Annotated in this window: 24 protein-coding genes; 4 read left to right on the forward strand and 20 right to left on the reverse strand. The window is 67.7% G+C overall.

Features of this window, described 5'->3' with window-relative positions; translation table 11 throughout:
* Positions 1–8 precede the first annotated feature (8 nt).
* Positions 9–1,421: a cytochrome ubiquinol oxidase subunit I gene (locus E1263_RS21795; protein ID WP_132170246.1), complete on the reverse strand. Its 1,413-nt coding sequence runs from the start codon at positions 1,419–1,421 to the stop codon at positions 9–11.
* An 82-nt stretch (positions 1,422–1,503) separates the two neighbouring features.
* On the opposite strand from E1263_RS21795, the gene E1263_RS21800 reads away from it, so the two are divergent.
* Together E1263_RS21800 and E1263_RS21805 are read left to right on the forward strand one after the other, a co-directional pair.
* A complete protein-coding gene (locus tag E1263_RS21800) occupies positions 1,504–1,890 on the forward strand; it encodes a BlaI/MecI/CopY family transcriptional regulator (RefSeq protein ID WP_132170248.1) in 387 nt (128 codons plus the stop codon).
* Positions 1,887–2,792 (forward strand): M56 family metallopeptidase, encoded by a 906-nt coding sequence (locus tag E1263_RS21805; RefSeq protein WP_132170250.1) that lies wholly within the window; start codon positions 1,887–1,889, stop codon positions 2,790–2,792. Before E1263_RS21800 ends, E1263_RS21805 begins: the two co-directional genes overlap by 4 nt.
* On the opposite strand, the gene E1263_RS21810 is transcribed toward E1263_RS21805, so the two are convergent.
* Positions 2,789–4,198: an MFS transporter gene (locus E1263_RS21810; protein WP_337590284.1), complete on the reverse strand. Its 1,410-nt coding sequence runs from the start codon at positions 4,196–4,198 to the stop codon at positions 2,789–2,791. The two genes, E1263_RS21805 and E1263_RS21810, sit on opposite strands and share 4 nt — an antisense overlap.
* Between E1263_RS21810 and E1263_RS21815 the strand changes: the two genes are divergently transcribed.
* Complete coding sequence (locus tag E1263_RS21815; RefSeq protein ID WP_132170254.1) at positions 4,125–5,822, forward strand: aldehyde dehydrogenase family protein; 1,698 nt, start codon at positions 4,125–4,127, stop codon at positions 5,820–5,822. The two genes, E1263_RS21810 and E1263_RS21815, sit on opposite strands and share 74 nt — an antisense overlap.
* A gap of 10 nt (positions 5,823–5,832) precedes the next feature.
* Positions 5,833–6,624 carry a sphingomyelin phosphodiesterase gene (locus tag E1263_RS21820; RefSeq protein ID WP_132170256.1) on the forward strand — a complete coding sequence of 264 codons (792 nt, stop codon included), beginning with the start codon at positions 5,833–5,835 and terminating at the stop codon, positions 6,622–6,624.
* Between the two features lie 144 nt (positions 6,625–6,768).
* Here E1263_RS21820 and E1263_RS21825 read toward each other — a convergent pair whose 3' ends face one another.
* The 18 genes from E1263_RS21825 to E1263_RS21905 all read right to left on the reverse strand — a co-directional run bounded on the left by E1263_RS21825 (position 6,769) and on the right by E1263_RS21905 (position 24,642).
* Entirely contained in the window at positions 6,769–7,860 is a 1,092-nt protein-coding gene (locus E1263_RS21825) for a threonine aldolase family protein (protein ID WP_238161380.1), read from the reverse strand.
* A gap of 197 nt (positions 7,861–8,057) precedes the next feature.
* Entirely contained in the window at positions 8,058–8,744 is a 687-nt protein-coding gene (locus E1263_RS21830; RefSeq protein ID WP_132170258.1) for an anti-sigma factor family protein, read from the reverse strand.
* Positions 8,741–9,268 (reverse strand): sigma-70 family RNA polymerase sigma factor, encoded by a 528-nt coding sequence (locus tag E1263_RS21835; protein WP_202868988.1) that lies wholly within the window; start codon positions 9,266–9,268, stop codon positions 8,741–8,743. The genes E1263_RS21830 and E1263_RS21835 overlap by 4 nt, the downstream gene beginning before the upstream one ends.
* Positions 9,269–9,305: 37 nt before the next feature.
* Positions 9,306–9,794 carry a COG4315 family predicted lipoprotein gene (locus E1263_RS21840; RefSeq protein ID WP_132170260.1) on the reverse strand — a complete coding sequence of 163 codons (489 nt, stop codon included), beginning with the start codon at positions 9,792–9,794 and terminating at the stop codon, positions 9,306–9,308.
* A 74-nt stretch (positions 9,795–9,868) separates the two neighbouring features.
* Entirely contained in the window at positions 9,869–10,837 is a 969-nt protein-coding gene (locus E1263_RS21845; RefSeq protein WP_132170262.1) for a zinc-dependent alcohol dehydrogenase family protein, read from the reverse strand.
* Positions 10,834–11,859, reverse strand: coding sequence for an alcohol dehydrogenase (locus E1263_RS21850; RefSeq protein WP_132170264.1), 1,026 nt, complete (start codon positions 11,857–11,859; stop codon positions 10,834–10,836). The genes E1263_RS21845 and E1263_RS21850 overlap by 4 nt, the downstream gene beginning before the upstream one ends.
* Positions 11,860–11,932: 73 nt before the next feature.
* Positions 11,933–12,499, reverse strand: a complete 567-nt coding sequence (locus E1263_RS21855; RefSeq protein ID WP_165956707.1) for a TetR/AcrR family transcriptional regulator — start codon at positions 12,497–12,499, stop codon at positions 11,933–11,935.
* 430 nt (positions 12,500–12,929) lie between these two features.
* Entirely contained in the window at positions 12,930–13,079 is a 150-nt protein-coding gene (locus E1263_RS42815) for a hypothetical protein (RefSeq protein ID WP_165956708.1), read from the reverse strand.
* 3 nt (positions 13,080–13,082) lie between these two features.
* Positions 13,083–16,631: a chromosome segregation protein SMC gene (gene smc, locus E1263_RS21860; protein WP_132170269.1), complete on the reverse strand. Its 3,549-nt coding sequence runs from the start codon at positions 16,629–16,631 to the stop codon at positions 13,083–13,085.
* 257 nt (positions 16,632–16,888) lie between these two features.
* Positions 16,889–17,089, reverse strand: coding sequence for a hypothetical protein (locus tag E1263_RS21865; protein ID WP_132170271.1), 201 nt, complete (start codon positions 17,087–17,089; stop codon positions 16,889–16,891).
* Between the two features lie 164 nt (positions 17,090–17,253).
* Positions 17,254–18,108 (reverse strand): bifunctional DNA-formamidopyrimidine glycosylase/DNA-(apurinic or apyrimidinic site) lyase, encoded by an 855-nt coding sequence (gene mutM / locus E1263_RS21870; protein WP_132170273.1) that lies wholly within the window; start codon positions 18,106–18,108, stop codon positions 17,254–17,256.
* Entirely contained in the window at positions 18,109–18,861 is a 753-nt protein-coding gene (gene rnc, locus E1263_RS21875) for a ribonuclease III (protein ID WP_238161385.1), read from the reverse strand.
* Positions 18,862–18,873: 12 nt separating this feature from the next.
* On the reverse strand, positions 18,874–19,065 hold the full coding sequence (gene rpmF / locus E1263_RS21880; RefSeq protein WP_132170275.1) for a 50S ribosomal protein L32: 192 nt from the start codon (positions 19,063–19,065) through the stop codon (positions 18,874–18,876).
* A gap of 79 nt (positions 19,066–19,144) precedes the next feature.
* A complete protein-coding gene (locus E1263_RS21885) occupies positions 19,145–19,669 on the reverse strand; it encodes a YceD family protein (RefSeq protein ID WP_202868989.1) in 525 nt (174 codons plus the stop codon).
* A gap of 126 nt (positions 19,670–19,795) precedes the next feature.
* Positions 19,796–20,269 (reverse strand): pantetheine-phosphate adenylyltransferase, encoded by a 474-nt coding sequence (coaD, locus tag E1263_RS21890; protein WP_132170279.1) that lies wholly within the window; start codon positions 20,267–20,269, stop codon positions 19,796–19,798.
* A complete protein-coding gene (rsmD, locus tag E1263_RS21895) occupies positions 20,262–20,822 on the reverse strand; it encodes a 16S rRNA (guanine(966)-N(2))-methyltransferase RsmD (protein ID WP_132170281.1) in 561 nt (186 codons plus the stop codon). Before rsmD ends, coaD begins: the two co-directional genes overlap by 8 nt.
* Positions 20,819–23,062 (reverse strand): ATP-dependent DNA helicase RecG, encoded by a 2,244-nt coding sequence (gene recG / locus E1263_RS21900; protein ID WP_132170283.1) that lies wholly within the window; start codon positions 23,060–23,062, stop codon positions 20,819–20,821. Before recG ends, rsmD begins: the two co-directional genes overlap by 4 nt.
* Positions 23,059–24,642 carry a DAK2 domain-containing protein gene (locus tag E1263_RS21905; RefSeq protein ID WP_420323388.1) on the reverse strand — a complete coding sequence of 528 codons (1,584 nt, stop codon included), beginning with the start codon at positions 24,640–24,642 and terminating at the stop codon, positions 23,059–23,061. The genes recG and E1263_RS21905 overlap by 4 nt, the downstream gene beginning before the upstream one ends.
* Between the last annotated feature and the right edge of the window lie 41 nt (positions 24,643–24,683).

Consider the following 24,683-nt stretch of genomic DNA (forward strand, 5'->3'; position numbering starts at 1 on the left):
CAGTCCCTTCAGTACGCGAACGACAGCGGTTCGGCGGATTCGGAGTCATCCGGTGCGGAGCCCGGCGCCGGGGTATCCGTCCCCGCCAGGCCGCCCCGGATCGTGCGGAGCATCAACTTCACCTCGACCACCGCCAGCACGCCGTACAGGATCGTGAAGCCCACCAGCGAGGTGATCACCTCACCGGCGGTCGTGCCTGGTGAGACTCCGGAGGCCGTCGGCAGCAACCCGAACACCAGCCAGGGCTGGCGGCCGGTCTCGGTGAAGATCCAGCCGAAGCAGTTCGCCACCAGCGGCAACAGTGGCAGCGGTGCGACCGCCCAGATCAGCCACTTGGCCGGCGCCCGGCCCTTCCTCGTTGCCCAGAGCAACCACAAGGCGATCGCCCCGGAGGCCATCCCGACCCCGATCATCAGCCGGAAGGTCCAGTAGGCCAATGGCACGTTCGGACTGTAGGAGCCCGGTCCGTAGAGCGTCTCGTACGCCTGTTGCAGCGAGTTGATGCCCTTCACCTCACCGTCGAGGTGGCCTGTCCCGAGGAAGGACAGGAGATACGGCACCTTGATCGAGAAGATCTCCTTCGACCCGTCGAGGGTGCCGATCGTGAAGACCGAGAACGAGGCCGGCTTCTCGGTCTCGTAGAGCGCCTCGGCCGCCGCCATCTTCATCGGCTGCACCTCGGTCATCACCTTGCCCTGCTGGTCACCGCTGATAGCGACCCCGGCGCTGGCCGCGAGCACGATCACCGCACCGATCTTCAGCGCCGTCCGGAACACCTCGCGATCCACCGTCGGCCGCCGCAGCAGATGCCACAGCGCGACCGCGGCGACGAAAGCGCCGCCGACCATGAACGCGGCGAAGATCGTGTGCGGGTAGGTGACCAGCACGACCTTGTTGGTGAGCACCGCCCACAGGTCGGTCAGCTCGGCCCGGCCGCGCTCGGCGTTGTAGCGGAAACCGACCGGGTTCTGCATCCAGGAGTTGGCGGCCAGAATGAAGTACGCCGAGAGTTGGGTGCCGAGGACAACCATCCAGATGCAGCCCAGGTGCACGAGTTTCGGCAGCCGATCCCAGCCGAACATCCACAACCCGATGAAGGTCGACTCGAGGAAGAATGCGAGCAGCCCCTCTAGCGCGAGCGGAGCGCCGAAGACGTCACCGACGAACCGCGAGTAGTCGCTCCAGTTCATCCCGAACTGGAACTCCTGGACCAGGCCGGTGACCACGCCCATGGCGATGTTGATCAGGAACAGCTTCCCGTAGAACTTGGTCAGCCGCAGGTATTTCTCCTTGCCCGTCCGGTACCACGCGGTCTGCAGGCCGGCGGTGATCGCGACCAGCGAGATCGTCACCGGCACGAAGAAGAAGTGGTAAACGGTGGTGACGGCGAACTGCCACCGGGCCAGATCCAGGGTGTCCATCAGACCCCTCCAGGACGCATCTACGACGTTACGTAGTAGATGCTACATCCGATCTACTACAACGTGTAGTTACACTGGTCACGTGACCAGTGAGGAGAAGGCCCCGCGGCCGCTCGGCGACCTTGAGCGGGTCGTCATGGAGCAGCTCTGGGCGGCGCCCGACGCACTCACCGTGCGCCGGGTGTACGAGCAGGTGTCCACGACGCGCGACCTCGCCTATACGACCGTGATGACCGTGCTCGATCGGTTGCAGAAGAAGAACCTGACCGAGCGCGAGCGCGACGGGAAGGCCTGGCGCTACCGAGCCGCCGCACCACGCGAGGAGATGGCCGCCGATCTGATGCGGGATGCGCTGGATCGCGCCGGCGACCGCCGCGAGGCCCTGGTCCGGTTCGTCGACCAGGTCAGTGATGAGGAGGCCGCGCTGCTGCGAGAGGCGCTGGCCAAGTTGGAGGAGCGGGAGGGGTGATAACCCCGGTCCTGCTCGCCGCATTGGCCCTGGTGCTCACCGGACCGGCGCCGGCACTACTGGCACGTTCCTCCTGGCCCTACCGAGTCCCCCGGGCCGCAGTCGCGCTCTGGCAAGCGATCGCGCTTGCCGCCGTGCTGGCTGCGATTGGCGCCGGCATTGCGCTCTCCTACTCCACCGCGGGTCAGCCAGGTGAGCCACGCTTCAACCCGTCGTCACCGCGCGACCTGCTCGCCGCAGCGATCCTCGCCATGACCGCACTGGTCGTACTGCGACTCCTGTGGGCAACCGGCAAGGTAGCGGTCGGCACGCGCGCCCGACGACGCCGGCACCGCGACCTGGTCGACGTGCTGGCGACACCTGATGGCCTGATCCCTGGCCTGCGCGTGCTGGCTGAAGAGACACCGCTCGCCTATTGCCTACCCGCCCTGAGCGGGCACCGCGTGGTCGTGTCCGTCGGCGCGCTCGACCGCCTCGACGACACCGAACTCAAAGCAGTCCTCGCCCACGAGCAGGCCCACCTCCGCGCACGACACGACCTCGTCCTGGAGGCGTTCACCGCGCTCCACGCAGCCTTCCCCCGCTGGGTGCGCAGCGAGGTAGCCCTCGATCAGGCCCGCACTCTCGTTGAGCTCCTGGCCGACGACGACGCCCGCCGCCGCAGCGGCCCCCGTCCGCTGGCGCGCGCACTGGTCGCCCTGGCCGGCTCCCCCGCCCCCGAGGCCGCCCTAGCCGCCGCCAAGTCATCCACTGTGCTCAGAGTTCAACGCCTGGCCGACCCCGAGCCAGGCAGTACGGCGCTCGCCGCGAGCACGTACACCTTCGCCGCGCTACTGCTCGTCGTACCGACCTTCACTGTCGCGGCCCCGATCGTGAAGGCCATCGTCAACGCGGTGAGCTAGGCAACGCTCTTGATCGGCATCACCAGGAAGGCGGCGGCGAGCCCGGCGAAGAACGAGGCCAGGAACAGCGTCGGGAAGCCGAACGAGTTGATCAGCCACCCGCCGGCACCGGCGGCAAAAACATAAGGCAGCGAGTTGGCGATCTGGATCACGCCGAGATCCTTGCCGCGGTCGGCAGCGTGCGGCAGCACCTGGGTGACAAGAGCCTGGTCGACCGAGAGATAAGCGCCGTACCCGAGACCGAGGATCGCGGCCCCGACGATCGCCGCCGGCATCTGCGGGACGAAAGCGAAGAGCAGCGCCGCAGACGCCTGCAGGACCGAAGCGACCACCACCATCCGCTTACGCTTCCCGGACTTGTCCGAACGGCGGCCCGACGGTACGGCGATCGCCACCACCGCGACGGTATAGATCAGGATCAGCACCAGCGTCCCGTTGTCGGGATCGGTGTGCACTTCGTCCTTGAGGTACTGGTACAGGAAGATCTGGGCCAGCGCATTGGACAGCTGGATCATGAATCGCTGCCCGAAGGCCCACGCAAAATCCGCGTGCTTGAGCGGAGCGACAACCCCGACCACGATCGCCTTGAGATCCAACGGCGGCCGCTCGCTGCGCTCAAGCGGGATCCCCCTCGTGTACAGGGCAAACGGGATCACCAGAACGAACATCAGCACCGCCAGACCGACATACGCATCCAGGATGCCGGTCAACAGCAAGGTCAGCACCACAACGCCAGCCACAGGCCCGACCGACTGCGCGACGCCCTGGTAGCCGGAGATGGTGGCCCGCTGATTGACCGGAACCTCATCCGGTACGGCGGTCTGCAGCGCAACGCTGACTGCGGCGTACCCGACCTGGAAGACCGCCCACCCGAGGACGATCCCGAGCACGCCGTCCTGCAGTCCCTGGAACACGAAGGCCACCGCGGCGAGCGCCGTACCGTAGAGAACCCACGGCTGTCGTCTGCCGCGGCGATTGAGCGTCCGGTCCGAGAAGGCGCCGGCCAGGATCGAGACGACGACGGTGACGAGCGCCGCGACCAGGTTGGCTAGGCTCTGCGCGGAGACTGCCGCTGAGCTGACGTTGTCGGTGACCTCGTTGGTATGGCGCGGCAGCAGCACCTGCTGGGTCGCGAAGTAAGCCATGAAGATGCCGAAGTTCGCCAGCGTCCAGTACCGCGCCCAGTACGCCGGAACCCGGGCGACCGGCTCCTGCAACGCAGAGGTCCGCGGAACGTCGATATCCGTCATGGCACCACAGTCGGGCATCACCGCCCCAAAAGGAATAACTGAAGTATTGTCAGTTTCCGTGGCGTGCTGCTTACGATGGGGTATGGACAGCACAGCGCTCGACCAGGCGATCAGTGAGCTCAGCACCGCCAAGCAGCGCTGGGCCGGGCTGCCCATCGCCGATCGGCTCGACTATCTGAGCCGGATCCGCACCCTCCTCGCCGGGCGCTCGGAGGCCTGGATCGCCTTGGCCGCGAAGGCCAAGGGGCTGCGTCAGGACTCCCCATTGCTCAACGAGGAATGGCTGGGCGGACCGTACGCCGTACTGACCTGGATCAACGCGATCACGGAGACGCTGCAGGCGATCGACGCCGGCACCGACCCACTGCGCGGATCCAAGGTGAGCGAGCGCGCCGACGGTCAGACCGTGGTGCGCGTCGCGCCGCATGATTTCAACGAGTGGCTGCTGCTCAACGGCTTCAGCACCGAGGTCTGGATGGAGCCCGGCGTCACCGCCGCGAACGTCCGGGACCACATCGGAAGCGCCTATCGCACCCCGCGATCCACCGGCCAGGTCGCCTTGGTGCTCGGCGCGGGAAACGTCTCCTCGATCGCGCCGCTCGACCTGCTCTACAAGCTGTACGCCGACAACGAGGTCGTGGTCTGCAAGCTGAACCCGGTCAACGACTACCTCGGCCCCACCTTCGAGGAGATCTTCGCCCCGCTGATCGAGGACGGCTTCCTGCGCTTCGTGTACGGCGGCGCTGACGTCGGCGAGTATCTCTGCACGCACCCGAGTGTCGACAGCATCCACGTGACCGGCAGCGAGCGCACCCACGACGCCATCGTGTACGGCGCCGGTCCCGAGGCCGGGGATCGTCGCGAGCGCGATGAGCGTGTCAACACCAAGCCGGTCAGCGCGGAGCTCGGCGGGGTCGGCCCGACGATCGTCGTACCGGGTCCGTGGTCGAAGGCCGACATCGAGTTCCAGGCCGAGCACATTGCCACGCAGAAACTCCAGAACAGCGGCTTCAACTGCATCGCCTCCCAGGTCCTCGTGCTGCCCGAGGGGTGGGAGCACACCGAGGCGCTGATCGCCGCCGTCCGGACGGCACTCGATCGAGCCGAGCAGCGGCCTGCTTACTACCCCGGCGCCGACGACCGTCGGCAGGGTGCGGCCGACGCCTACCCGCAAGCCGAGGCACTCGCCGGCAACCGCACGCTGGTGACGGGGGTCGACGCGACGGATCCGAAGGCCTACGCGTTCACGAACGAGTTCTTTGCACCGGTGCTGGCCACCACCACTCTGCCCGCCGAGTCAGCTGCGGAGTTCCTGGAGCTGGCAGTGACGTTTGCCAACGAGCGACTGCACGGCACGCTCGGCGCCAACATCCTGGTTCACCCGCGGACCATCCGCGAGCTCGGCCCGAAGCTGGACGACGCGGCGGCCGCACTGCGGTACGGCACGGTGGCGATCAATGCCTGGACCGCTGTGGGCTACCTCAGCCCGCGCGCGACCTGGGGCGCGTTCCCCGGTCACACGCCGGACGACGTACAGAGCGGGATCGGTGTGGTGCACAACGCATTGCTCTTCGACCGGCCGCAGAAGACTGTCGTCCGCGGGCCGTTCACGCCGTTCCCCCGCTCGATCAGCGCGGGCGAGCTGGCGATGTCGCCGCGGCCGCCGTGGTTCGTCACGAACAAGACCGCGCTGGTGACGGCGGAGCGGCTGACCCAGTTCGCCGTGGACGGCAAGGTGCGGCGTCTCCCCGGCATCCTGATGTCGGCGATGCGCGGCTGAGCCAGGCGGCATGACCGAGGGCTTCAGCCTGACGCTGATCACCTACAACATCCTGCAGCTGCCCCTGCTCGGTTCCGCACGCCGAGCGGGCCTGGCTGCCCAGGTTCTCGCAGCGGCCGACGTCGACATCGTCGTCCTCAACGAAGCCTTCAACCGGCCCGCGCGACGGCTGGTCGCTGAGCTCAGCAGCCGCGGGTACGCCGTCACACCGGAGGTCGGGCGGAAGCATCGACGCTGGGGCACGCTCGTCGGCGGTGGCGTCTACATCGCGAGCCGGCTCCCGATCCTCGAACAGCATCAGCACCGCTACCGCGCCTACCAGCCGCTGACCTCAGACGCTCTGTCGAACAAAGGCGCCGCCCTGGTCGCCGTCGAAACCCCGGTCGGCCGGCTCTGGCTCGCCGGAACCCATCTGCAGGCCGACGAACGCGGCTCCCACCACGCCGTACGGATGCGTCAGCTGGCCGAGCTGCGTGAGTTCGTCGCCGGTACGGCGAGCGCCGGCGAACCGGTGCTCGTCGTCGGCGATCTCAATGTCGAGTACCACGGCCCTGATCCCGCGGAAGCCGACGCCGCGCTCGGCGGAACGATCAGCACCGGAGCCATTCACGAGGCCACCTTCGACGGAAGCCGCAACCGCGTCATCTCCGGCCGCGACCGTGCCTACTGCAACGTCCTCGACTACATCGGCACCATCGGTTCGAGTCAGCGGCTCGAAATCACCACGCGAACTCTCATCGACGACAACACCCGCGACGCCTCCGACCACTTCCCTGTCCTGGGCACCGTGACCATCGGCTAGCCGAAGTGTTTGCCCTCACCTCGGGCGACAGCGAGCAGGACCAGACCGGCCAGCACGAGCAGAACAACCATGGTTACAACGAACGTCAGCACTTCTCTCCCCGAATTCCCCACAAGATCCCCAGCATCTAAGGGGTGGACGCTCTCAGGTCCGTAAAAGTTCCCCGTAGGCCTTGGCGATCTCGGACACAGGCCATTGCAGGCTGTGCGGAGTGATGACGAGCTCGGTCCACGACCAGCCTGGTACGGCGGATGGTCGCCACGACCAGCAGATCGACTCGCGCGTCCGCTCCATGCGGTCGACCGCAGCGGTGTCCATCGCCTCGGCATCGCGTGGTGCGTGGACCTGGAAGGAGTTGGTGTGCGGAGGGTCTGGCACGACTCGGTAGCCCTCGTTCTGTAGTGCCATGGCAACCTCGACTGCGCGCTGATGCAGGTCGCCCATCAGTGGGAGCGCGGTGCGCAATCCCTCGCGCGCAGCGACGGCGTACGGGAGCATGGTGAACAGGTTGCCGCCGAGTCGCCGCTGCCAGCGCCGGGACTCGGCGATGACGTCCTCGGGTCCGGCCAGGACCGCACCGGCCAGTCCGCCAAGGCCCTTGTAGAACGACAGGTAGACCGAGGTGGCCAGGGCGGAGATCTCAGCCAGGCTGTGCTTCAGGTACGGCGTGCTTTCCCACAACCGCGCGCCATCCAGGTGCAGTGGTACGCCGCGGTCGGCGCAAGCCTGGGCGAAGACGACCAGCTCGTCCCAGGTCGGCAGCAGGAAGCCGGGCTCGCGCAGCGGCAGCTCCAGCGTCACTGCCGCGAGGTTGCCCGGAATCGCGGCCAGCTCGTCCGGACGTGGTTGTCGTGAGTCGGAGGTGAGCCGCTCGATCCGGAGCTGGTGCACCTCTTCCAGTGTGTTCAGCTCGTGCACCAGGAGGTGCGACTGTCCATGCACCGCGACCCGCTTGGTCCCCGCCCGGTCGGCGTACACGCGCAGGACGCTCTGCTGCGCCATGATGCCGGACGGCATGAACACCGCGGCTGGCTTGCCCAGCAGCTCGGCTACTTCCCGCTCCAGTGCCTCGATGTCGCCGCCGTGCCCGTAGCTGTCGCTCTGCTCCTCAGTCGCGGACTCCGCGAGCCGGCGCAAACGCTCCGGCGCCGGCACCCACGCATGGGAGAACCAGCGGTCGCAGTTCTTGTCTGCAGTCTGACGACGGGCGCGGAGGTCTTCTGCGGAAGTAGCCACGGGTCCATCCTCTCCCGTGGCCGCAACTAGTGTCCTGAGTCGGGAGGTCGGCGAGTGCTGGAGGTGTCCAGGTGCGTGCATCGCAAGGCGGAGAAGCGTCCTCGATGCGGTGTTCATCGTGGATGCTTCTCCAACGCAGCGAGGTGCGTGCCTGGGCGCCTCCAGTGCCGTCGAACTTCCGACTCAGGACACTAATTTCAGATCGTCGTGGTGACGACGTGCTCGCCCTGCACGGTCTTGATCTCGACCGACTCCACCTGGTCCGGCCGCACCAGCACACCGCCGCCGAAGCGGCTTCCCTCGCGCGCAGCCTTGTCAGAGATCGACCAGCTGCCCGCAGTCCAGGTCTTACCGGCCTTGTCCGTCACCAGCATCACGCACTCGGCACCTGGTTTCAGACCGGTGATCTGTACGCGCACCCAGGTCCAGTCCTCGCGGGGCTCCACCGTGGTCGTCATGGTCGTGCCGGTCGCCGCATCCACCGCTGTGACCTGCTTCGAGCCCGGTACGGGCGCATCCGCCTGGTCCACGGTCTGCCGACCGATCAGTACGCCGCCGCCCAGCACGCCAGCCACGATGACCACGGCAGCTGCCACCAGCAGCCATGGCTTGCGTCGTCGTACCGGAGAAGGCTGTGTTTGAGCAGGTGTTTGGCGCACCTCGCGGAGCGTGCGCTGGAGCAGCAGGTCGCCGTCGTCCGGCGGTCCGTCCAGGAACGCTTCCGGCGGCACCTCGCCCAGGAACTCCTTCATCTCTTCGAGCTCGGCCAGCTCAGCCCGGCACTCGGCACAGGTGGCCAGGTGCTCGTCCACCTCACGGCTCTCCGCAGGGTCCAACGCACCCAGTGCGTAGGCGCCCAGCTGCGAGTGATCGTGCTCGCTCATCTGGCCACCTCCTCTGGTCCTGCCATCACCGCGCGCAGAGCTCGGAGGGCGTAGTAACTTCTCGATTTCACGGTACCCGGCGGCACGCCGAGCTCCTTGGCCGCCTCAGCCACCGAGCGCCCCCGGTAGTACAACTCGACCAGCACCTCACGATGCTCGGGTGAGACCTGGTCGAGTGCCCCCAGCACCACCATGGTGTTCACCACTGACTCGGAATGGTCTCCCGCGATCGGTGGCCGGTCGACGACCTCGGCAACCTCGACAGGTCGTGCGGCGCGCGCTCTGGCCCGGTCGGTGACGATGTTGCGCGCCACCGTCAGCAGCCAGCCCCGCACTGAGCCCTTGGTCTGGTCCAGGTCGTCTGCGTGCTTCCACGCCCGGACCAGCGTCTCTTGGACGACATCCTCCGCCGCTGCCCGGTCACCGGTCAGACGAGTCGCATAAGCCAGCACGCTCCGGCCATGCTCGGCGTACAGGGAGCGGACGAATGTCTCGCCCGCGTCCGGACCCTGGTAGTCACCCACCGACGGAACGATAGCGGGTGCCCAACCAGGCAGGTACTCAGTAGCCGGAATTGCCATCGCTCGACGGCTGCGTCGTGACCTTCTTGCCATCTGCGCCAACGACCCACCAGACCCCGCCGACTGCTTGCCCCTTGGTCTCACCAGCCTTGGAGTCACCAGCAAACAGGTAGACCGGCAGTCCCCCGACCGCCAGCTGCTTGCTGCCGTCGGACCGGGTGATCGTGGAGATCTCCACCCCGTCCAGCTTCGGAGTGCTGTCCCCGGCCGCGACCGCCGGCCACTTGGCCAGACAGTCAGCCTCACAGTTGGACTTGCCGGCAGTGTCCTTGTCGAACACGTACACCGTCCGACCGTTGCCGTCGACAAGGACCTTGCCGAGCCCGGTGTCCGCCGTCTTCAGCTGGTCGGCGGACTGCGATGCACCACCGCTACTGGCGTTGCTGTCCGCGCCTTTGTCGTCACCACAAGCAGTCAACGCGCCAAGCCCCAGCACGATCGCTCCCACAACACCGGCTACACGCCTCATCAGGTCCTCCTCGGAAAGTTCGTTGAACACCTGCCATACGTAGCGATCCGAGGAGTGGTTCAACCTGATGACGATTACGGCCGGAGCAGGACCTTGCCGTTGCGGCCCGGCTGCTGGGAGTGCTCCACTGCCTTGGCGTACTCAGCCACCGGGTAGACCGCTTCCACCCGCGTCTGCAGCACCCGGTCCACGGTCAGCTGGGCCAGAGCGTCGTACGTCTGCTGGATCTCGCTGACAGGAGCCTGCTCCAGCCAGTTCGGGATCCACAGACCGCGCAGCTGCAGCTGCCGGTAGATGTGGTCGCCAAGGCCGACTGCCGGCGTCAGGCCAGTCACCGACGAGTAGCTGACCACAGTGCCGCCGAATGTGGCCCACTGCGCCAGTGCGCCGACCGTTGCATCCCCAGCGCCGTCCACGACCAGCTCGAAGCGGTCTGTTCCCAGTGCGGCCCGGATGCGGTCGGAGAGGTCATCCCCATCAACCAGTACGACGTCGGACTGCAACCCCTCCGCCGCCTCCGGCCGCCGTACGACGCTCAGTGTCTTGTAACCGGCGTGCTTCGCCAGTGCGGTGACGTACTGACCCACTGCGGAATTTCCGAGGTTCAGCCCAACCCAGTCCCCCGGCTTCAGGTCGACGAACTTCGTCAGTGCCAGGTGCGCGGTCAGCGGGTTCGTGCCGAGCATCGCCAGCTGCAGCGGGTCGCCCTCATCCGTGATCGGTACGACGTTCGCCGCCTTCACCACGACTTCGTCGGCCCAGGTGCCCTGCTCGTAGTTCGGCTTGATCACTACGCGACGCCCCTGCAGACTCGCGTCAGCCGCACTCCCCACCTGGGTCACCCGGCCGATTCCCTCGGTGCCGAGATCGAACGGGGTCTCGATCTGGTAGCCATAGTTGCCAGAGGCAAGCATGGAGTCGACCGGGTTGATGACGGCCGCCTCGATCGCCACCACCACCTCGTCCGGGCCGAGGGTGCCGGCAGCCGTCTCCAGCACCGCGTTGTCGATCAGATCGCCCCGTGCCTTCAGTACTACCTTCATCGTGCTGCTCCTGTCGTAAGAACCATCCGGAACCGGGCCGCGCCGGACATCATCCGGTCGTAGGCGTCGGCGGCCTGCTCGAGCGGGACCCGCTCGACCATCGGCCGGACATCATGGGCGAGGGCGAACGCGAGGTTCTCCTCGTTCTCGCTAGAGGTGCCGGTCAGCGACCCCTCGATCGACCGGCCGCCGAAGATCAGCGAGCCGGTGGTTACCTCGATCGGGTCGGCAGCTGCACCGACGACGACCAACTTGCCGCGCAGGCCGAGTCCGTCGACCAGCGGTGTCATCGAGGCACCGTTGGCCGCAGTCGCGACGATCACCTGAGCGCCACCGAGCTCCTGCAGCGCCTGGCCCGGGTCGACGACCGAGCTGTCGATGTAGTCGGTCGCACCGAGCTTCAGAGCCAGCTCACGCTTGTCCTCGCCCCGGGCGATCGCAGCCACCCGCAGACCGAGCTTGGCGGCGTACTGGATGGCCAGGTGGCCAAGACCGCCGATGCCCTGGACCGCAACCAGGCCACCCGGCCGGGCCGCGCCCTTGCGAAGCGCGTTGTACACGGTGATACCCGCACAGAGCAGCGGCGCAGCCTCCGCCGCATCCCACTCCTCCGGTACGGCGACCAGTCCGCTCACCGGCGCGGTGAGGTACTCGGCGTACCCGCCGTCGATGGTGTCGCCGGTGACGGGCTGATTCGTGCAGTAGGTGAACTCACCCTGACGGCAGTTCGCGCAGACACCGCAGTGCCCGGCGAGGAAGCCGACGCCGACCCGCTGGCCGACAGACCACGTTCCGGCCCCGTCGCCGACAGCATCGATCCAGCCGACAACCTCGTGCCCCGGCACGATCGGCGTACCGGCGGACCGGCTGCCGTTCAGGTTGTGCACGCCCAGGACGTCGCTGTGGCAGACGCCGCAGGCCTCCACCCGGATCCGGACCTGACCGGCGCCGGGCGCTGACAACTCGCGCTCGACCTGCGTGAAGGCTCCGTCCAGAGCCTCGATCGCGCGATAGGTACTCATAGTTCTCCTCTAAGACGGTCGGTCATCTTAAGATCCTCAAAGAAAAGCCGCCCCCTCCGAGGACGGCTGAAAATCAGGCCAGCAACGCGTCGAACGTGACCACGAAGAAGACCTCGAAAGCCTCGGGCGACTTGTCCGCCCGAGCCCGCAACAACGTGCCTTCCCAGGCGCTGGTCAGGTAGTACGCGGCCTGGTGCGGATCGAGCGACGTACGGATCGTTCCCTCAGCCTGTCCCTGCGCGATCGCCTCGGTCAGAATGCCGGCCCAGTAGTCCCAGTTGCCCTTGACCCGCTTGCGCAACGGCTCACTGTGGTCAACGACCTCGGCCCCGAAGTTCCCGAACATGCACCCCTTGGTGAACTCCGGCAACTCGTCCCGCAGAAACTCGAAGTGCTGCCGCATCCGCTGCACCGGCGGCACCGACCGATCACCCAGCTGTGACATCCGCCGAGTCTCGCCGTACCGCTCCAGCGCAACCTCCGCCAGCGCCTCCTTGCTCTCGAAGTGGTTGTAGAACGACCCCTTCGGAACCCCCGCCCGGTCGGTGATGTCCTTCACCGCCGCCGCATTGAACCCCCGCTCCAGGAACAGCTCAACCCCTGCCCCCAGAATCTCTTCCCGCATACTCCGCCTGGCCATGGATCCAATATGACCGGTCGTCTCAAGAATTGCAAGCCCCACCCCGAACATCTCGCAGATTCGCCCAAGGCCGACGCCAAACCGGCTCCCGCTCGCCCCATTTGATGGGCTGACCCACCCGGTTGCGGGTGGGCCAACTGCATGCGGTTAGCCCACCCGCAACGCCGTAGGCCCGCCCACCAACTGGCGGGCTCCATACCGGCAGGGCGGATCCAGAACCCATCTGATGCGCGGACCCACGAGCTTGTGGGTGGGCCAACCGCATGCGGCTAGCCACCCACAACGGGATGGGTCAGCCCACCAAATGGGGAACGCCGACCGGGCCGGACGGCCACGCCATATGGCTGCGCGCGCCGAACCCACGCTTGGCCGGAAGCGATCCGGCCGATTGTGATGGCCTGGCGGTCCGCACAAGAGGTACGGCGTTGGCTCAGGTGCGGTCGAAGGGGTCGTCGTCGATGCGGTCGCCGAAGAACTCATCGGCTTCGGCACGTAGTTCGGCGGCGTCGAGGCGCGGCAGTCGCCGCATCTCGTCGATCAGCTGCTGCGTGGTCGGCTGGGGCCGGCCCGGGTCGGGCATGGGCTAGGCGGGTTCGGGTTCGCGGATGCGTTGGGAGATGACGGCGGAGACGCCGTCGCCGCGCATGGTGACGCCGTACAGGGCGTCGGCGACCTCCATGGTGCGCTTCTGGTGGGTGATGACCAGGAGCTGGCTGTTCTCGCGGAGCTCTTCGTAGAGCTCCAGGAGGCGGCCGAGGTTGGTGTCGTCGAGGGCTGCCTCGACCTCGTCCAGGATGTAGAAGGGCGAGGGGCGGGCCTTGAAGAGGGCGACCAGGAAGGCGACCGCGATCAGGGAGCGCTCGCCACCGGACAGCAGCGACAGCCGCTTGACCTTCTTGCCGGGTGGGCGGGCCTCGACGTCGATGCCGGTCGCGAGCATGTCGTTGGGGTCGGTGAGGATGAGCCGGCCCTCGCCGCCGGGGAACAGCCGGGTGAAGACGTGCTGGAAGGCGATCTCGACGTCGCGGTAGGCCTCGGTGAAGACCTGCTCGACGCGGTCGTCGACCTCCTTGACGATGTCCATCAGGTCGCGGCGGGACTTGCGCAGGTCCTCGAGCTGCTCGGCGAGGAAGCGGTGCCGCTCCTCCATCGCGTCGAACTCCTCGAGCGCGAGCGGGTTGATCCGGCCCAGCTGGCCCAGCGAGCGCTCGGCGGACTTGAGCCGCTTCTCGACCTTGGCGCGGTCGAACGGCTCCCCCGGCAGCTCCACCGCCGGGTCGTCACCGTCCTTCGGCAGCGGCGGCACCAGCTTGTCCGGCCCGTACTCCGTCACCAGCGTCTCGACTGCGATTCCCAGCTCGCCGAGCGCCTTCTCGTACAGCTGCTCGAGCCGCATCTTCTGCTCGGCCCGGGCCAGCGCGTCGCGGTGGACGGTGTTGGTCAGCTGCTCCAGCTCGGAGCTCAGATTGCGGGTGGCCGACCGGGCCTGCGAGAGCGCCTGCTCCCGGTCGGACCGCTGCGCCTGGATCGCCGAGCGCTCGGCGGCCGCCATCTGCAGGGAGGTCTCCAGGCGAGCCAGCACGTGGCCGGTCGCCAGATGCACCGCCTGCGCGGCCTCCGACTGGCGAGCCCGGCGGGCAGCACGAGCGATCGCACGGGCACGCGCCTCGCGCTCCTGGCGCGCCGCACGCTCCAGCTGGTCGGCCCGGCCGGACAGCGCCCGGGCCCGCTCCTCTGTGGTGCGCAGCGCGAGCCGCGCCTCCATCTCGGCGGCCCGGCCGGCCTTGGCCGCCTCGGCGAGCTGGTCACGCGTGGACGTGTCGGGCTCGTCGCCGTCCTCGTCGAACATCTCGGCGTCGGTCAGCCGCTCTTCGAGCTCGGCCAGACCGGTCAGGTTCTTGTCGCGCTCGGCCTCGGCCGCGGCGATCGCCTCGGCCATCCGCTGCGCCTCACCGCGGGACGCCTTGGCCAGCGACCCGAAGTGCGCGAGCTGCTCGGCCACTGCCGCCATCGCGGCGTCCGACTCGTGCAGCCGGGCCAGCGTGATCTCGACGGACTCCTTCTGCCGGGAGCGCTCGTCCTCCATCCCGGCCAGCTCGAACCGCAGCCGCTCACTGCGCGCCGTCGCCTCGATCAGCTTCTCGGCGGCCTCGTCGACCGCCGATTGCACCTCAATGAGGCTCGGGGCCGCGTCAGAGCCGCCGTACGCGAAGTGTGCACCCAGTACGTCGCCTGCTCGCGTCGAGCAGGTGATGTCGGGGAGGCTGCGGACCAGCGACTGGGCAGCCGGTACGTCGTCCACCACCGCGACCTTGCGCAGGAGCCGCCGGAGCGCCGGGCGCAGATTCTGCGGGCACTCGACAACGTCCACCGCGTACGTCGCGCCGTACGGAAGGCTCGGCCAGGCCGTGTAATCGTCGGACGGGGCGTCACCCAGCAGCATCCCGGCGCGGCCGAGGTCATGCTCCTTCAGGTGGCCGACCGCGGCCAGCGCGGCGTCGGCGTGAGTCACGGCGACCGCGTCAGCGGCCTCACCGAGAGCGGCCGCGATGGCCGTCTCGTAGCCGGACCGCACGCTCAGCAGCGCCGCGACCGAACCCATCAGGCCAGCGATCTGCTCAGAGGCCGCCAGCAGCGCACCGGCGCCGTCCTTGCGGTTCAGACCGAGCTCCAGCGCCTCCTTGCGGGCACTCAGACCGGTGCGCTCACGCTCGGCGTCGCGCTCCTCGGCCCGCAGCTTGGCCAGCCGCTCATCCAGCTCGTCCAGGACCGACTGAGCCGCCTCGTACTGATCGTCGAGACCGCGCTCGCCGGCATCCAGCCCGGCGACCTGGGTCTCCAGCGCGGTGAAGTCGTGCTGCGCCTTGGCTGCGCGAGCCTCGGCCTCGTTCATGTTCGTCGCCAAGCGGCCGATCTCGGACTCGGCAGCGCCCGCGCGGCTCTTCAGCGCGTTCACCTGACCGGTCAGCCGGGCCAGACCCTCACGACGGTCGGAGGCCGCCCGGATCAGCGCCGAGAGCCGGCGGTCTTCCTCGGCCTCTTGGTTCTCCAGCGCCTGCCGGCGCTCGACGGACTCGGCGAGCAGCTCGGAGTGCGCCTCGACCTCGGCCTCGATCTGCGCCTCGGTCTCGCGGACCCGGGCCGCCTCGAGCTCCAGCTCGTCGGGGTCGCGCCCCGACCGCGGGCCGTCGTCGGCCTCGTCGTTCAGCGAGCGGATCCGGTCGGCGGCGATCCGGGCGGTGCCCTTGATCTTCTCGCCGAACCCGGACAGCTGGTACCAGGTGTCCTGCGCGGCCTGGAGCGCGGGCGCGTCCTCGCGGAGCGCCTCCTCGAGCTCGGCCTCCAGGTCACGCGCCTCGCGCAGCTTCGCCTCGATCTCGGTACGGCGCTCTGTCATCCGCGCTTCGTCGGCCAGCTCCGCCTCGAGCGCGGACTGGGCCTGGACGATGTCGTCGGCGAGCAGCCGGGCGCGGCCGTCGCGGACCTCGGCCTGGATCGTCACGGCCCGGCGCGCCACCTCCGCCTGGCGCCCGAGCGGTTTGAGCTGGCGGCTGATCTCGGCGATCAGGTCGCCGAGCCGGTGCAGGTTGCCTTCAGTGGCCTCCAGCTTCCGGACTGCCTTTTCCTTGCGCTTGCGGTGCTTCAGAACGCCGGCGGCCTCCTCGACGAAGCCTCGGCGGCCTTCGGGGGTCGCGCGCAGGATCGAGTCGAGCTGGCCCTGGCCGACGATGACGTGCATCTCGCGGCCGATACCGGAGTCGCTCAGCAGCTCCTGGACGTCCAGGAGGCGGCAGCTCTGGCCGTTGATCTGGTAGTCGGACCCGCCGTTGCGGAACATCGTCCGGCTGATCGTGACCTCGGCGTACTCGATCGGGAGCGCGCCGTCGGCGTTGTCGATGGTGAGGACGACCTCGGCGCGGCCCAGCGGGGAGCGGCCGGAGGTGCCGGCGAAGATGACGTCCTCCATCTTGCCGCCGCGCAGCGACTTGGCGCCCTGCTCACCCATCACCCAGGCGAGGGCGTCCACGACATTGGACTTGCCGGAACCGTTCGGACCGACGATGCAGGTGATCCCCGGTTCGAAGTTCATCGTCGTGGCCGACGCGAAGGACTTGAAGCCTCGGAGCGTCATGCTCTTCAGATACAAAGCGATGCTCTCCAACCCGTGAAAGGACAGACGATACCGAAGGAACCGTCGCAACTCGTAACGCTGTCGCTACCCGGGGAAGTAGTTCCACGCACAGTCTACAAAGTGCCGGCCGGGAATCCGTGCAGGCATACCGGTGCACAACATCAGCATCAACAACGCAACGCACAACCGGCGGAGGCCCGGACGGGGGCCACCGCCGTCAACGTGCACCTACTGCGAAAAGCAGGCAGCTAGGGTCCTCAGACCGAAGCAGGAGTGCGCAGAGCCTCGTCGATGGTCAGCAATTGGCCCTCATGGACCGCTGCGACGAGATGATCGTTCTCTGCCTGCAGGCGCATCACATGCGCCTCCAGATCGGCGACACGCCGGTTGAGCAGACGAACCTGCTCGAGCATGCGCGGGTCAGTGCCTCCAAGGTGCCCTAAAAGAGCCTTGGCCATTGTGCTGTCCTCCGGAAGGGTTCTCGCCGGGCGCGCGCCCCTGGGGCCCGATCGACTCACAGACTCAAGTCACGGTGGGGAGCGCCGAAATGTGTACCGTCTTTCAGAGTGACACCGGGATGGCCGACGGTCAACCTGGGCCACGTTTATTAACGATACCTCGTCTACCAGCGGGCGAGCCGCGGAACCGGCTGACATCTCGGGCAGCGGAACGACGAACGGTTCATGAACGGCTCGCGGCGGATCGGCCGGCCGTCCCGCGGACACGGTGAACCCTCTTGCCCATAGACGTTCAGGCCACGTTCGAAGTAGCCGGACTCGCCGTTCACGTTGACGTACAGGGCGTCGAAGCTGGTCCCGCCGACCCCCAGCGCCTCGGCCATCACCTCATGGGCGTGCCGGAGAATTTCCCTTGCCTGTAAGGGTTTCAGCGAATCGGTGGCTTTCGCGTAGTGCATCTTCGCGCGCCACAAGGCTTCGTCGGCATAGATATTCCCGATACCGCTGACCACAGTCTGGTCAAGCAGCGCTCGCTTGAGACCGGTCTTGCGGCGGCGCAACGCGGCTGCGGCGGCCTCCGCGTCGTACAGCGGATCGAACGGGTCGCGGGCGATGTGGGCGATCTCACCGGGCAGCTCGGCGCCGCCCTCGGAGTAGGACAGACCACCGAACATCCGCTGGTCCACAAACCGGACCTCTCCAAGGTCGTCCGCAAAGCGGAATCGGACCCGGAGATGGGCCTCGTCGGGCGCGCCGACCGGCTGGACCCGGAACTGGCCGCTCATCCCGAGGTGGGTGAGAACCGCGTCACCCGAGGCAAGTGGCAACCAGAGGTACTTTCCGCGCCGGGCCGGCGCGGTGAACACCTGACCCTTGAGCCGAGCGATGAAATCGTCCGGTCCGGCGAGATGGCGGCGTACCGGGCGGGGGTGCAGGACCTCGACCGCGTCGATGGTGCGGCCGGTGGTGAAGTCCGCCAGACCTCGGCGGACCACCTCAACCTCGGGAAGCTCGGGCACTTAGGGCTGCTGTGACGGGTCCGTGCTGTCGGGATGCGCTGCGCGCAGGGCCTTCCAGGCGGTCTCGGCAGCCTGCTGCTCGGCTTCTTTCTTGCTGCGGCCGATGCCGTGACCGTAAGTGTCCGCACCGATCCGCACCCGCGCCTCGAACGTCTTGGCGTGGTCGGGACCGGACTCGGCGATCACGTACTCCGGGACGCCGACACCGAGCTGGGCGACCAGCTCCTGCAGCGACGTCTTCCAGTCCAGGCCGGCGCCCAGGCGGGCCGAGGACTCCATCAGATCGTCGAACAGACGGTGCACGACCATGCCGGCCACCTCGAACCCACGGTCCAGGTAGACGGCACCGATCAGCGCCTCGACGCAGTCGGCCAGGATCGACGACTTGTCACGGCCGCCGGTGGCTTCCTCCCCGCGGCCGAGCCGCAGGTACTTGCCCAGCTTGAGTTCACGGGCGACACCCGCGAGGGCGCGCATGTTGACCACGGCGGCACGCAGCTTGGCCAGCCGGCCCTCGGAGAGGTCCGGATGGTTGCGGAACAGCGACTCCGTGACGATGACTCCGAGCACCGAGTCCCCCAGGAACTCCAGCCGCTCGTTGGTCGGCAACCCACCGTTCTCGTACGCAAACGAACGATGGGTGAAGGCGTGCTCCAGCAAATTGTCAGCCAGCGCTACGCCGAGCCGTTCGTTCAGCTCGGCGTAGGGCCCCCCATGCGCCGGGTCAGGCCCGGCGTCGACTGATGAATTCACTGATGGTGCCGTTTAGCTCTCGACGACCTGGCGACGCTCGCCCTTCGCGCCGTACTGGCCGCAGGTGGGGCAAACGGTGTGCTGCAGGTGCTTGGCGCGGCAGGCGGGGTTCACGCAGACCACCAGCGACGGGACAGTGGTCTTCCACTGAGCCCGGCGGTTGCGGGTGTTGCTGCGCGACATCTTCCGCTTCGGAACGGCCACGGTTATGACTCCTCGGTTCGGCCGGGGGCTGGTTGACCCGGCCGGCTGGTGTGCGTGTGTCTGAAACTAACTACAGTGTTCAGTTGTCGTTCTTGCCCTGCGAGTCGTTCTGCAGCAGTCCGCCCAGGGCGGACCACCGCGCGTCGACCGCGTCGTCGTGCTTGTGACCGGGCTCCTCCACCAGGCGCACCCCACACTCAGGGCACAATCCGGGGCAGTCGTCCGAACACAACGGCTGGAACGGTAGCGCGAGCACCACCTGATCCCGCAATGCCGGCTCGAGGTCGATCAGATCGCCCTCCATCCGGCTGGCCTCATCAGGCTCGGCTTCACTCTCCGGGTAGACGTACAGCTCCTGGACGTCGGCGAGGAACTCGTCCTCGACATCGACCAGGCACCGTGCGCACTCCCCGACCAGCCGGCCGCTGGCCGATCCGGTGACGAGCACCCCTTCGACCACCGCTTCCAGCCGTAGATCGAACTGGATCGGGTCGCCCTCGGGGACGCCGATCACATCGATACCGAGATCAGCCGGTGCCACGGCCGTGAAGGAGACTTCGCGCTGGGACCCGGCACGGCGTGACAGCTCGTGGGTTTCGATCACGAGTGGGGACCGCGGATCCAAGACGCTCAGGACATCCCTTTCAGGCGTGGGCAGGCATAATTCTCGGTCCCAACGAGACCGGTAGACCACATTATCAACTACCCGGCCCGACACCCAATTCGGGGCCTATTCGTACTTCGCCAGTAACCGTGTGTGAACACTCGGCGTCACGAAGGTGGAGACGTCGCCGCCGAGTTTGGAGATCTCCTTGACCCAGCTCGACGAGATGAACCCGTGCTCGGGCGCCGACGGCAGGAAGACTGTGTCGACCCCGGTCATCCGCCGGTTCAGGTGCGCCATCTGCAGCTCGTAGTCGTAGTCGGCCGCGGTCCGCAGCCCCTTCACGAGCACACTCGCACCCTGCGCGGTGCAGAAGTCGACGACCAGTCCGGAGAAGGTGGCGATCCGGACGTTCGGGAACGGCTCCGCGAGCTCGGTCAGCATCTCGACCCGCTCGTCGTCGCTGAACAGCCGGTTCTTCGACTGGTTCACCCCGGCCGCGACGATCAGCTCCTCGAAGGCGCCGGCCGCGCGGGTGATGACATCCAGATGCCCGATCGTGGGCGGGTCGAACGAGCCGGGGAACACCGCCTTAGCCATGCCGGTGACCGTACCAAAGCCGGGCCTCGCCGTACTTGCGGTCGCGCAGCGCCACAAACCCCTCTGGCCACTCCCACGGCTCCCGCTTACCCCGCTCGACCACCACGAAGGCATCGGCCGTCAGCCAGCCGTTGGCGGCCAGCGAGACCAGCACGTCCTGCAACTCAGCCATCTCCAGCCGGTACGGCGGATCGGCGTACAGCAGGTCGAATTCCGCCGGAGCCGCACCCGTGGCGAGCTTCTCGACCGGCCGGTTGAGCACTGTGACCCCGGGCAGCCCGACCACCTTGACGTTCGCCGCGATCACCTCGGCCGCCTTGCGGTCCGACTCGACGAGCACCACCTTCGCCGCCCCGCGCGACAACGCCTCCAGGCCGATCGCGCCAGAACCGGCGTACAGGTCGAGGACGGTGACGCCGTCGAAGCTGCTGAACTCGGCCTCCAGGGACGAGAACAGCGCCTCCCGCGTCCGGTCCGTCGTCGGCCGCGTCCCGTCCCCAGCCGGTACGGCGATCCGCCGCCCACCGGCCACTCCCCCGATTACCCTCGTCATGTTTTCTCCAGGTATTCGGTCTGCTCGGATTCCAGCGCGCTCTGCACGAACGAGCGCAGCGCCGGGTATTCGGCCAGTTCGGCGTCGACCGAGATCAGCGACTGTGCCACGTGCCGGGCGGTGAAGATGATTTCCTCGTCCCGCAGCACGCTCAGCAGCTTCAGACTGCTCCGCTTGCCGGACTGCGCCACACCCAGCACGTCACCTTCGCGGCGGGTCTCCAGGTCGATCCGGGACAGCTCGAACCCATCCGTCGTGGACGCCACCGCGGCCAACCGGCCGTAAGATTTCGAACCGTCCCACAGGTCGGTGACCAGCAGGCACAGCCCCGGGACCTTGCCCCGGCCGACCCGGCCGCGCAGCTGATGCAGCTGCGAGATGCCGAACCGGTCGGCGTCCATGATCACCATCGTCGAGGCGTTCGGCACGTCGACGCCGACCTCGATCACCGTGGTCGCGATCAGGACGTCGACCTCGCCGGCCGCGAACCGGGTCATCACCGCGTCCTTCTCCTCGGCCGGCAACCGGCCGTGCAGGATCTCCACCCGCAGGTCGGACAGAATTTCGCCGAGCGCCTCGGCCACCTGCATCACCGAGATCGGCGGCCGCGCCTGCTTCTTGCCGTCGCCTTCCTCGTCGCCGGCGGCCAGATCGCCTTCCTCGTCGGTCGCGTTCTTGACGTCGTCACCGATCCGCGGACAGACGACGTACGCCTGATGGCCCTTGCCGACCTCCTCGCGAACCCGCGCCCAGGCCCGATCCAGCCACTCCGGCTTCTGCTTGGCCGGCACGACGGACGACTGGATCGGCGAACGCCCGGCCGGTAGCTCGGTCAGCGTCGACACCGACAGATCGCCGAACACGGTCATCGCGACCGTCCGCGGGATCGGGGTCGCCGTCATCACCAGCACGTGCGGGGTGTTCTCGCCGGACTTGGCGCTCAGCGCGGCCCGCTGCTCGACCCCGAACCGGTGCTGCTCGTCGACCACCACGAGCCCGAGATCGGCGAACTGCACCTTGTCCTCAAGCAACGCGTGCGTGCCGACGACGATCCCGGCGGCTCCACTTGCCGCGTCCAGCATCGCCGTACGGCGTCCTGCTGCGTTCAGCGAACCTGTCAGCAGCCCGACCTTCGTGGCATGGTCCGCGCCACCGAGCATGCCCTGCAGGGCCAGGTCACCGAGCATCTTCTGCAATGTCTTGTGGTGCTGGGTTGCGAGCACCTCGGTCGGCGCCAGCAGGACCGCCTGGCCGCCGTTGTCGACCACCGACAACATCGCCCGCAGCGCCACCACCGTCTTGCCGGAACCGACCTCGCCCTGCAGCAACCGGTGCATCGGATGCGCCCGCTCCAGGTCGGCGAAGATCTCGTCGCCCACCTCGGACTGGCCGGCCGTGAGCGAGAACGGGAGCCGCTTGTCGAACTCGTCGAGCAGACCGCCGGCGGTCCGCGGACGCGGCACGGCCTTGAGCGCGTCGGTGACCGCGCGGCGCTGCGCCAGGATTGTCTGCATCACCAGCGCTTCCTCGAACCGGAAGCGGTTCTGTGCCTCGCTGATGTCCTTCTCGGTGTCCGGCAGATGCACCTTCTGCAGCGCCTCGACCAGGCCGAGCAGCTTCTCCTTGCGCCGGATCAGCTCCGGCACCGGGTCCTCGAGCTCCTCGCTGAGGTTGTCCAGAACGATCTTGACACTGCGCTCGATCGTTGCGGTGGGCAACTTCGCGGTCGCCGAGTAGAGCGGGCGGAACGGCCGCGCCCGGCGCTCGATCTCGGCCTCGGTCAGGTCCTCGTCGTCGAGAATCTCGGTGCCCGGACCCTTGAGCTGCATGATGTCGCGGAACATCGTCACCTCGCCCCAGAACAGAGCCGACGTACCGGGGGTGAGTTTGGTGGCCAGCCAGGGCTGGTTGAAGAACGCCAGCTCCAGGTCGTGCTCGCCGTCGGTGACCACGACCTTGGTCAGCGTCTTGCGCCGGCTCCACTTCGACACCTCGACGAGCGGGATCTCGGCCTTGGTGTCGAGCGAGCGGACGGTGACCTTCTTGACCCGGCCGTTGACCGTTGCCTGGTCACCGATCTCCAGCTCGTTGAAGGGGGTGAGCTCGCCCTTCTTCAGGTAGCGCCGCGGGTAGTGGCGCAGCAGGTCGCCGACGGTCTCGATGTTGAGCACGTCAGTGAATTGCTTGGCCGTTTTCGCTCCGACGAAATCGCGGAGCTTGCGATCCATATCAGTCTTCATTCGACCCCGATCAGCAACGGGTACCTGTCCTGCCCACCGTCGTACACCACGACATCGACATCTTTGCGTTGCTTCCGCACATGGCGCTCGATCGCCGCGGCCAATTCGGGGTCCGCATCGCGGCCGGTGACGATGGTCAGCAGCTCACCGCCACCGCCCAGCAGCCGATCGACAACGCCGGTCGCTGCCTCGAGCAGGTCTTCGGTGATGAGGGCGAAATCACCATCGATCACGCCCAGCGCATCGCCCACGCGACAGCGGCCGGCCATCGTCCAGGCGTCCTTGACCGCGATCGTCACAGCACCATGCCGGGTCTGCCCAGCCGCTGCCGATTGATGCACGACGTCGTCGTCGAAACTCGCCGCAGCATCATGTACGGCGATCGCCGCCAGCCCCTGGACTTGCGCGCGGGTCGGGATCACGGCGACCCGGATCCCGTCCTGCCGAGCCGCGGTGGCCGCGGCCTCGGCGACTGCGATGGAGTCCTTGTCGTTCGGCAGCAGCACGATCTCGGTCGCCTGCGACTCGTCGATCGCGGCCAGCAGTTCACCGGTCGAACAGCGTCGGCCTGGTCCGCCGACCACGACCTTGGCGCCGGCATCCGCAAACAGTTCGGCCAGCCCTTCACCGGCGACGACCGCGATCACGGCGCGGCCCAGCGGGGGCTCGTGGTGCGGTTGGTCAGCGCTCTGCTGATTTTTACTGAAGTGCGTCACGCGAATCCGGTGCGGCCGGCCGATGGCGATTCCGTACTCGATCGCGGCCCCGACGTCGTCCGCATGCACGTGGACGTTCCACAGCCCGTCTCCGCCCACAACAACGACGGAGTCACCCAGGTCCGCCAGTTGCCGCCGGAAGTCGCCTATGGCGTCGTCAGCGGCGTCCAGCAGGTACATCACCTCGTATGCCGGACCCTCGGGGCTCAGGTCTCCCCCAGCCACCTCTTGCGGCGCGACCCTCGCTGGTACGTCGATAGTGACCGTACGGCCGGTGAGCACGGACTCCATCGCGCCGAGGATCACCACCAAGCCCGCTCCCCCGGCGTCGACCACCCCGGCCCGCCGCAGTACGTCGAGCTGCTCAGTCGTCTTGGTGAGCGCCTGCCGCGCCGACGCCACAGCAGCCAGGCACACGTCCGCCAGGCTCTTTCCGTCGTTGGCCGCGATCATTGCCCCGTTGGCAGCCTGGCGCGCGACGGTGAGCATCGTCCCCTCAACCGGTTCCGCGACCGCGCCGTACGCGGCATCTGCGGCGTACTTGAGCGCGTCGGCAAAGGCCGCCGCCTCACTCATCCGCGGATCAGCCAGTACGCCGTCAGTGTCGCGGTCCCGCGGCAGATTCTCCGCCAGCCGCATCCCGCACGCGCGGACGAGCTGCGAAGTGATCACGCCCGAGTTGCCGCGCGCACCCAGCAGCGCACCCCGCCCGAACGCCTGCACCGCCTCCGCGAACGTCAACTCCCCCTTGGGCAGCGCCTCGCAAGCCGCCTCCCACGTCAGGTAGAGATTCGTCCCCGTGTCCCCATCCGGCACCGGATACACGTTCAGCTCGTCGATCCCCGCCCTGTCTCTTATACAAATCGACGCTGCCGACGAAGCTAGAAGTGTAGATCTTGTTGGGC

The organism is Kribbella antibiotica (genome assembly GCF_004349055.1).
GTDB lineage: Bacteria > Actinomycetota > Actinomycetes > Propionibacteriales > Kribbellaceae > Kribbella > Kribbella antibiotica.

Excerpts from the sequence above, each read along its gene's own strand:
- E1263_RS21845 (WP_132170262.1), bottom strand. The coding sequence starts at position 10,837 with ATGAAGGTAGTACTGAAGGCACGGGGCGATCTGATCGACAACGCGGTG.
- smc (WP_132170269.1), bottom strand. The coding sequence starts at position 16,631 with ATGACGCTCCGAGGCTTCAAGTCCTTCGCGTCGGCCACGACGATGAAC.
- E1263_RS21840 (WP_132170260.1), bottom strand. The coding sequence starts at position 9,794 with ATGAGGCGTGTAGCCGGTGTTGTGGGAGCGATCGTGCTGGGGCTTGGC.
- E1263_RS42815 (WP_165956708.1), bottom strand. The coding sequence starts at position 13,079 with ATGCCCGACCCGGGCCGGCCCCAGCCGACCACGCAGCAGCTGATCGAC.
- E1263_RS21830 (WP_132170258.1), bottom strand. The coding sequence starts at position 8,744 with ATGAGCGAGCACGATCACTCGCAGCTGGGCGCCTACGCACTGGGTGCG.
- E1263_RS21850 (WP_132170264.1), bottom strand. The coding sequence starts at position 11,859 with ATGAGTACCTATCGCGCGATCGAGGCTCTGGACGGAGCCTTCACGCAG.
- E1263_RS21795 (WP_132170246.1), bottom strand. The coding sequence starts at position 1,421 with ATGGACACCCTGGATCTGGCCCGGTGGCAGTTCGCCGTCACCACCGTT.
- E1263_RS21865 (WP_132170271.1), bottom strand. The coding sequence starts at position 17,089 with ATGGCCAAGGCTCTTTTAGGGCACCTTGGAGGCACTGACCCGCGCATG.
- E1263_RS21855 (WP_165956707.1), bottom strand. The coding sequence starts at position 12,499 with ATGGCCAGGCGGAGTATGCGGGAAGAGATTCTGGGGGCAGGGGTTGAG.
- E1263_RS21815 (WP_132170254.1), top strand. The coding sequence starts at position 4,125 with ATGGACAGCACAGCGCTCGACCAGGCGATCAGTGAGCTCAGCACCGCC.
- recG (WP_132170283.1), bottom strand. The coding sequence starts at position 23,062 with ATGAAGACTGATATGGATCGCAAGCTCCGCGATTTCGTCGGAGCGAAA.
- rsmD (WP_132170281.1), bottom strand. The coding sequence starts at position 20,822 with ATGACGAGGGTAATCGGGGGAGTGGCCGGTGGGCGGCGGATCGCCGTA.
- E1263_RS21820 (WP_132170256.1), top strand. The coding sequence starts at position 5,833 with ATGACCGAGGGCTTCAGCCTGACGCTGATCACCTACAACATCCTGCAG.
- coaD (WP_132170279.1), bottom strand. The coding sequence starts at position 20,269 with ATGGCTAAGGCGGTGTTCCCCGGCTCGTTCGACCCGCCCACGATCGGG.
- E1263_RS21810 (WP_337590284.1), bottom strand. The coding sequence starts at position 4,198 with ATGGGCAGCCCGGCCCAGCGCTGCTTGGCGGTGCTGAGCTCACTGATC.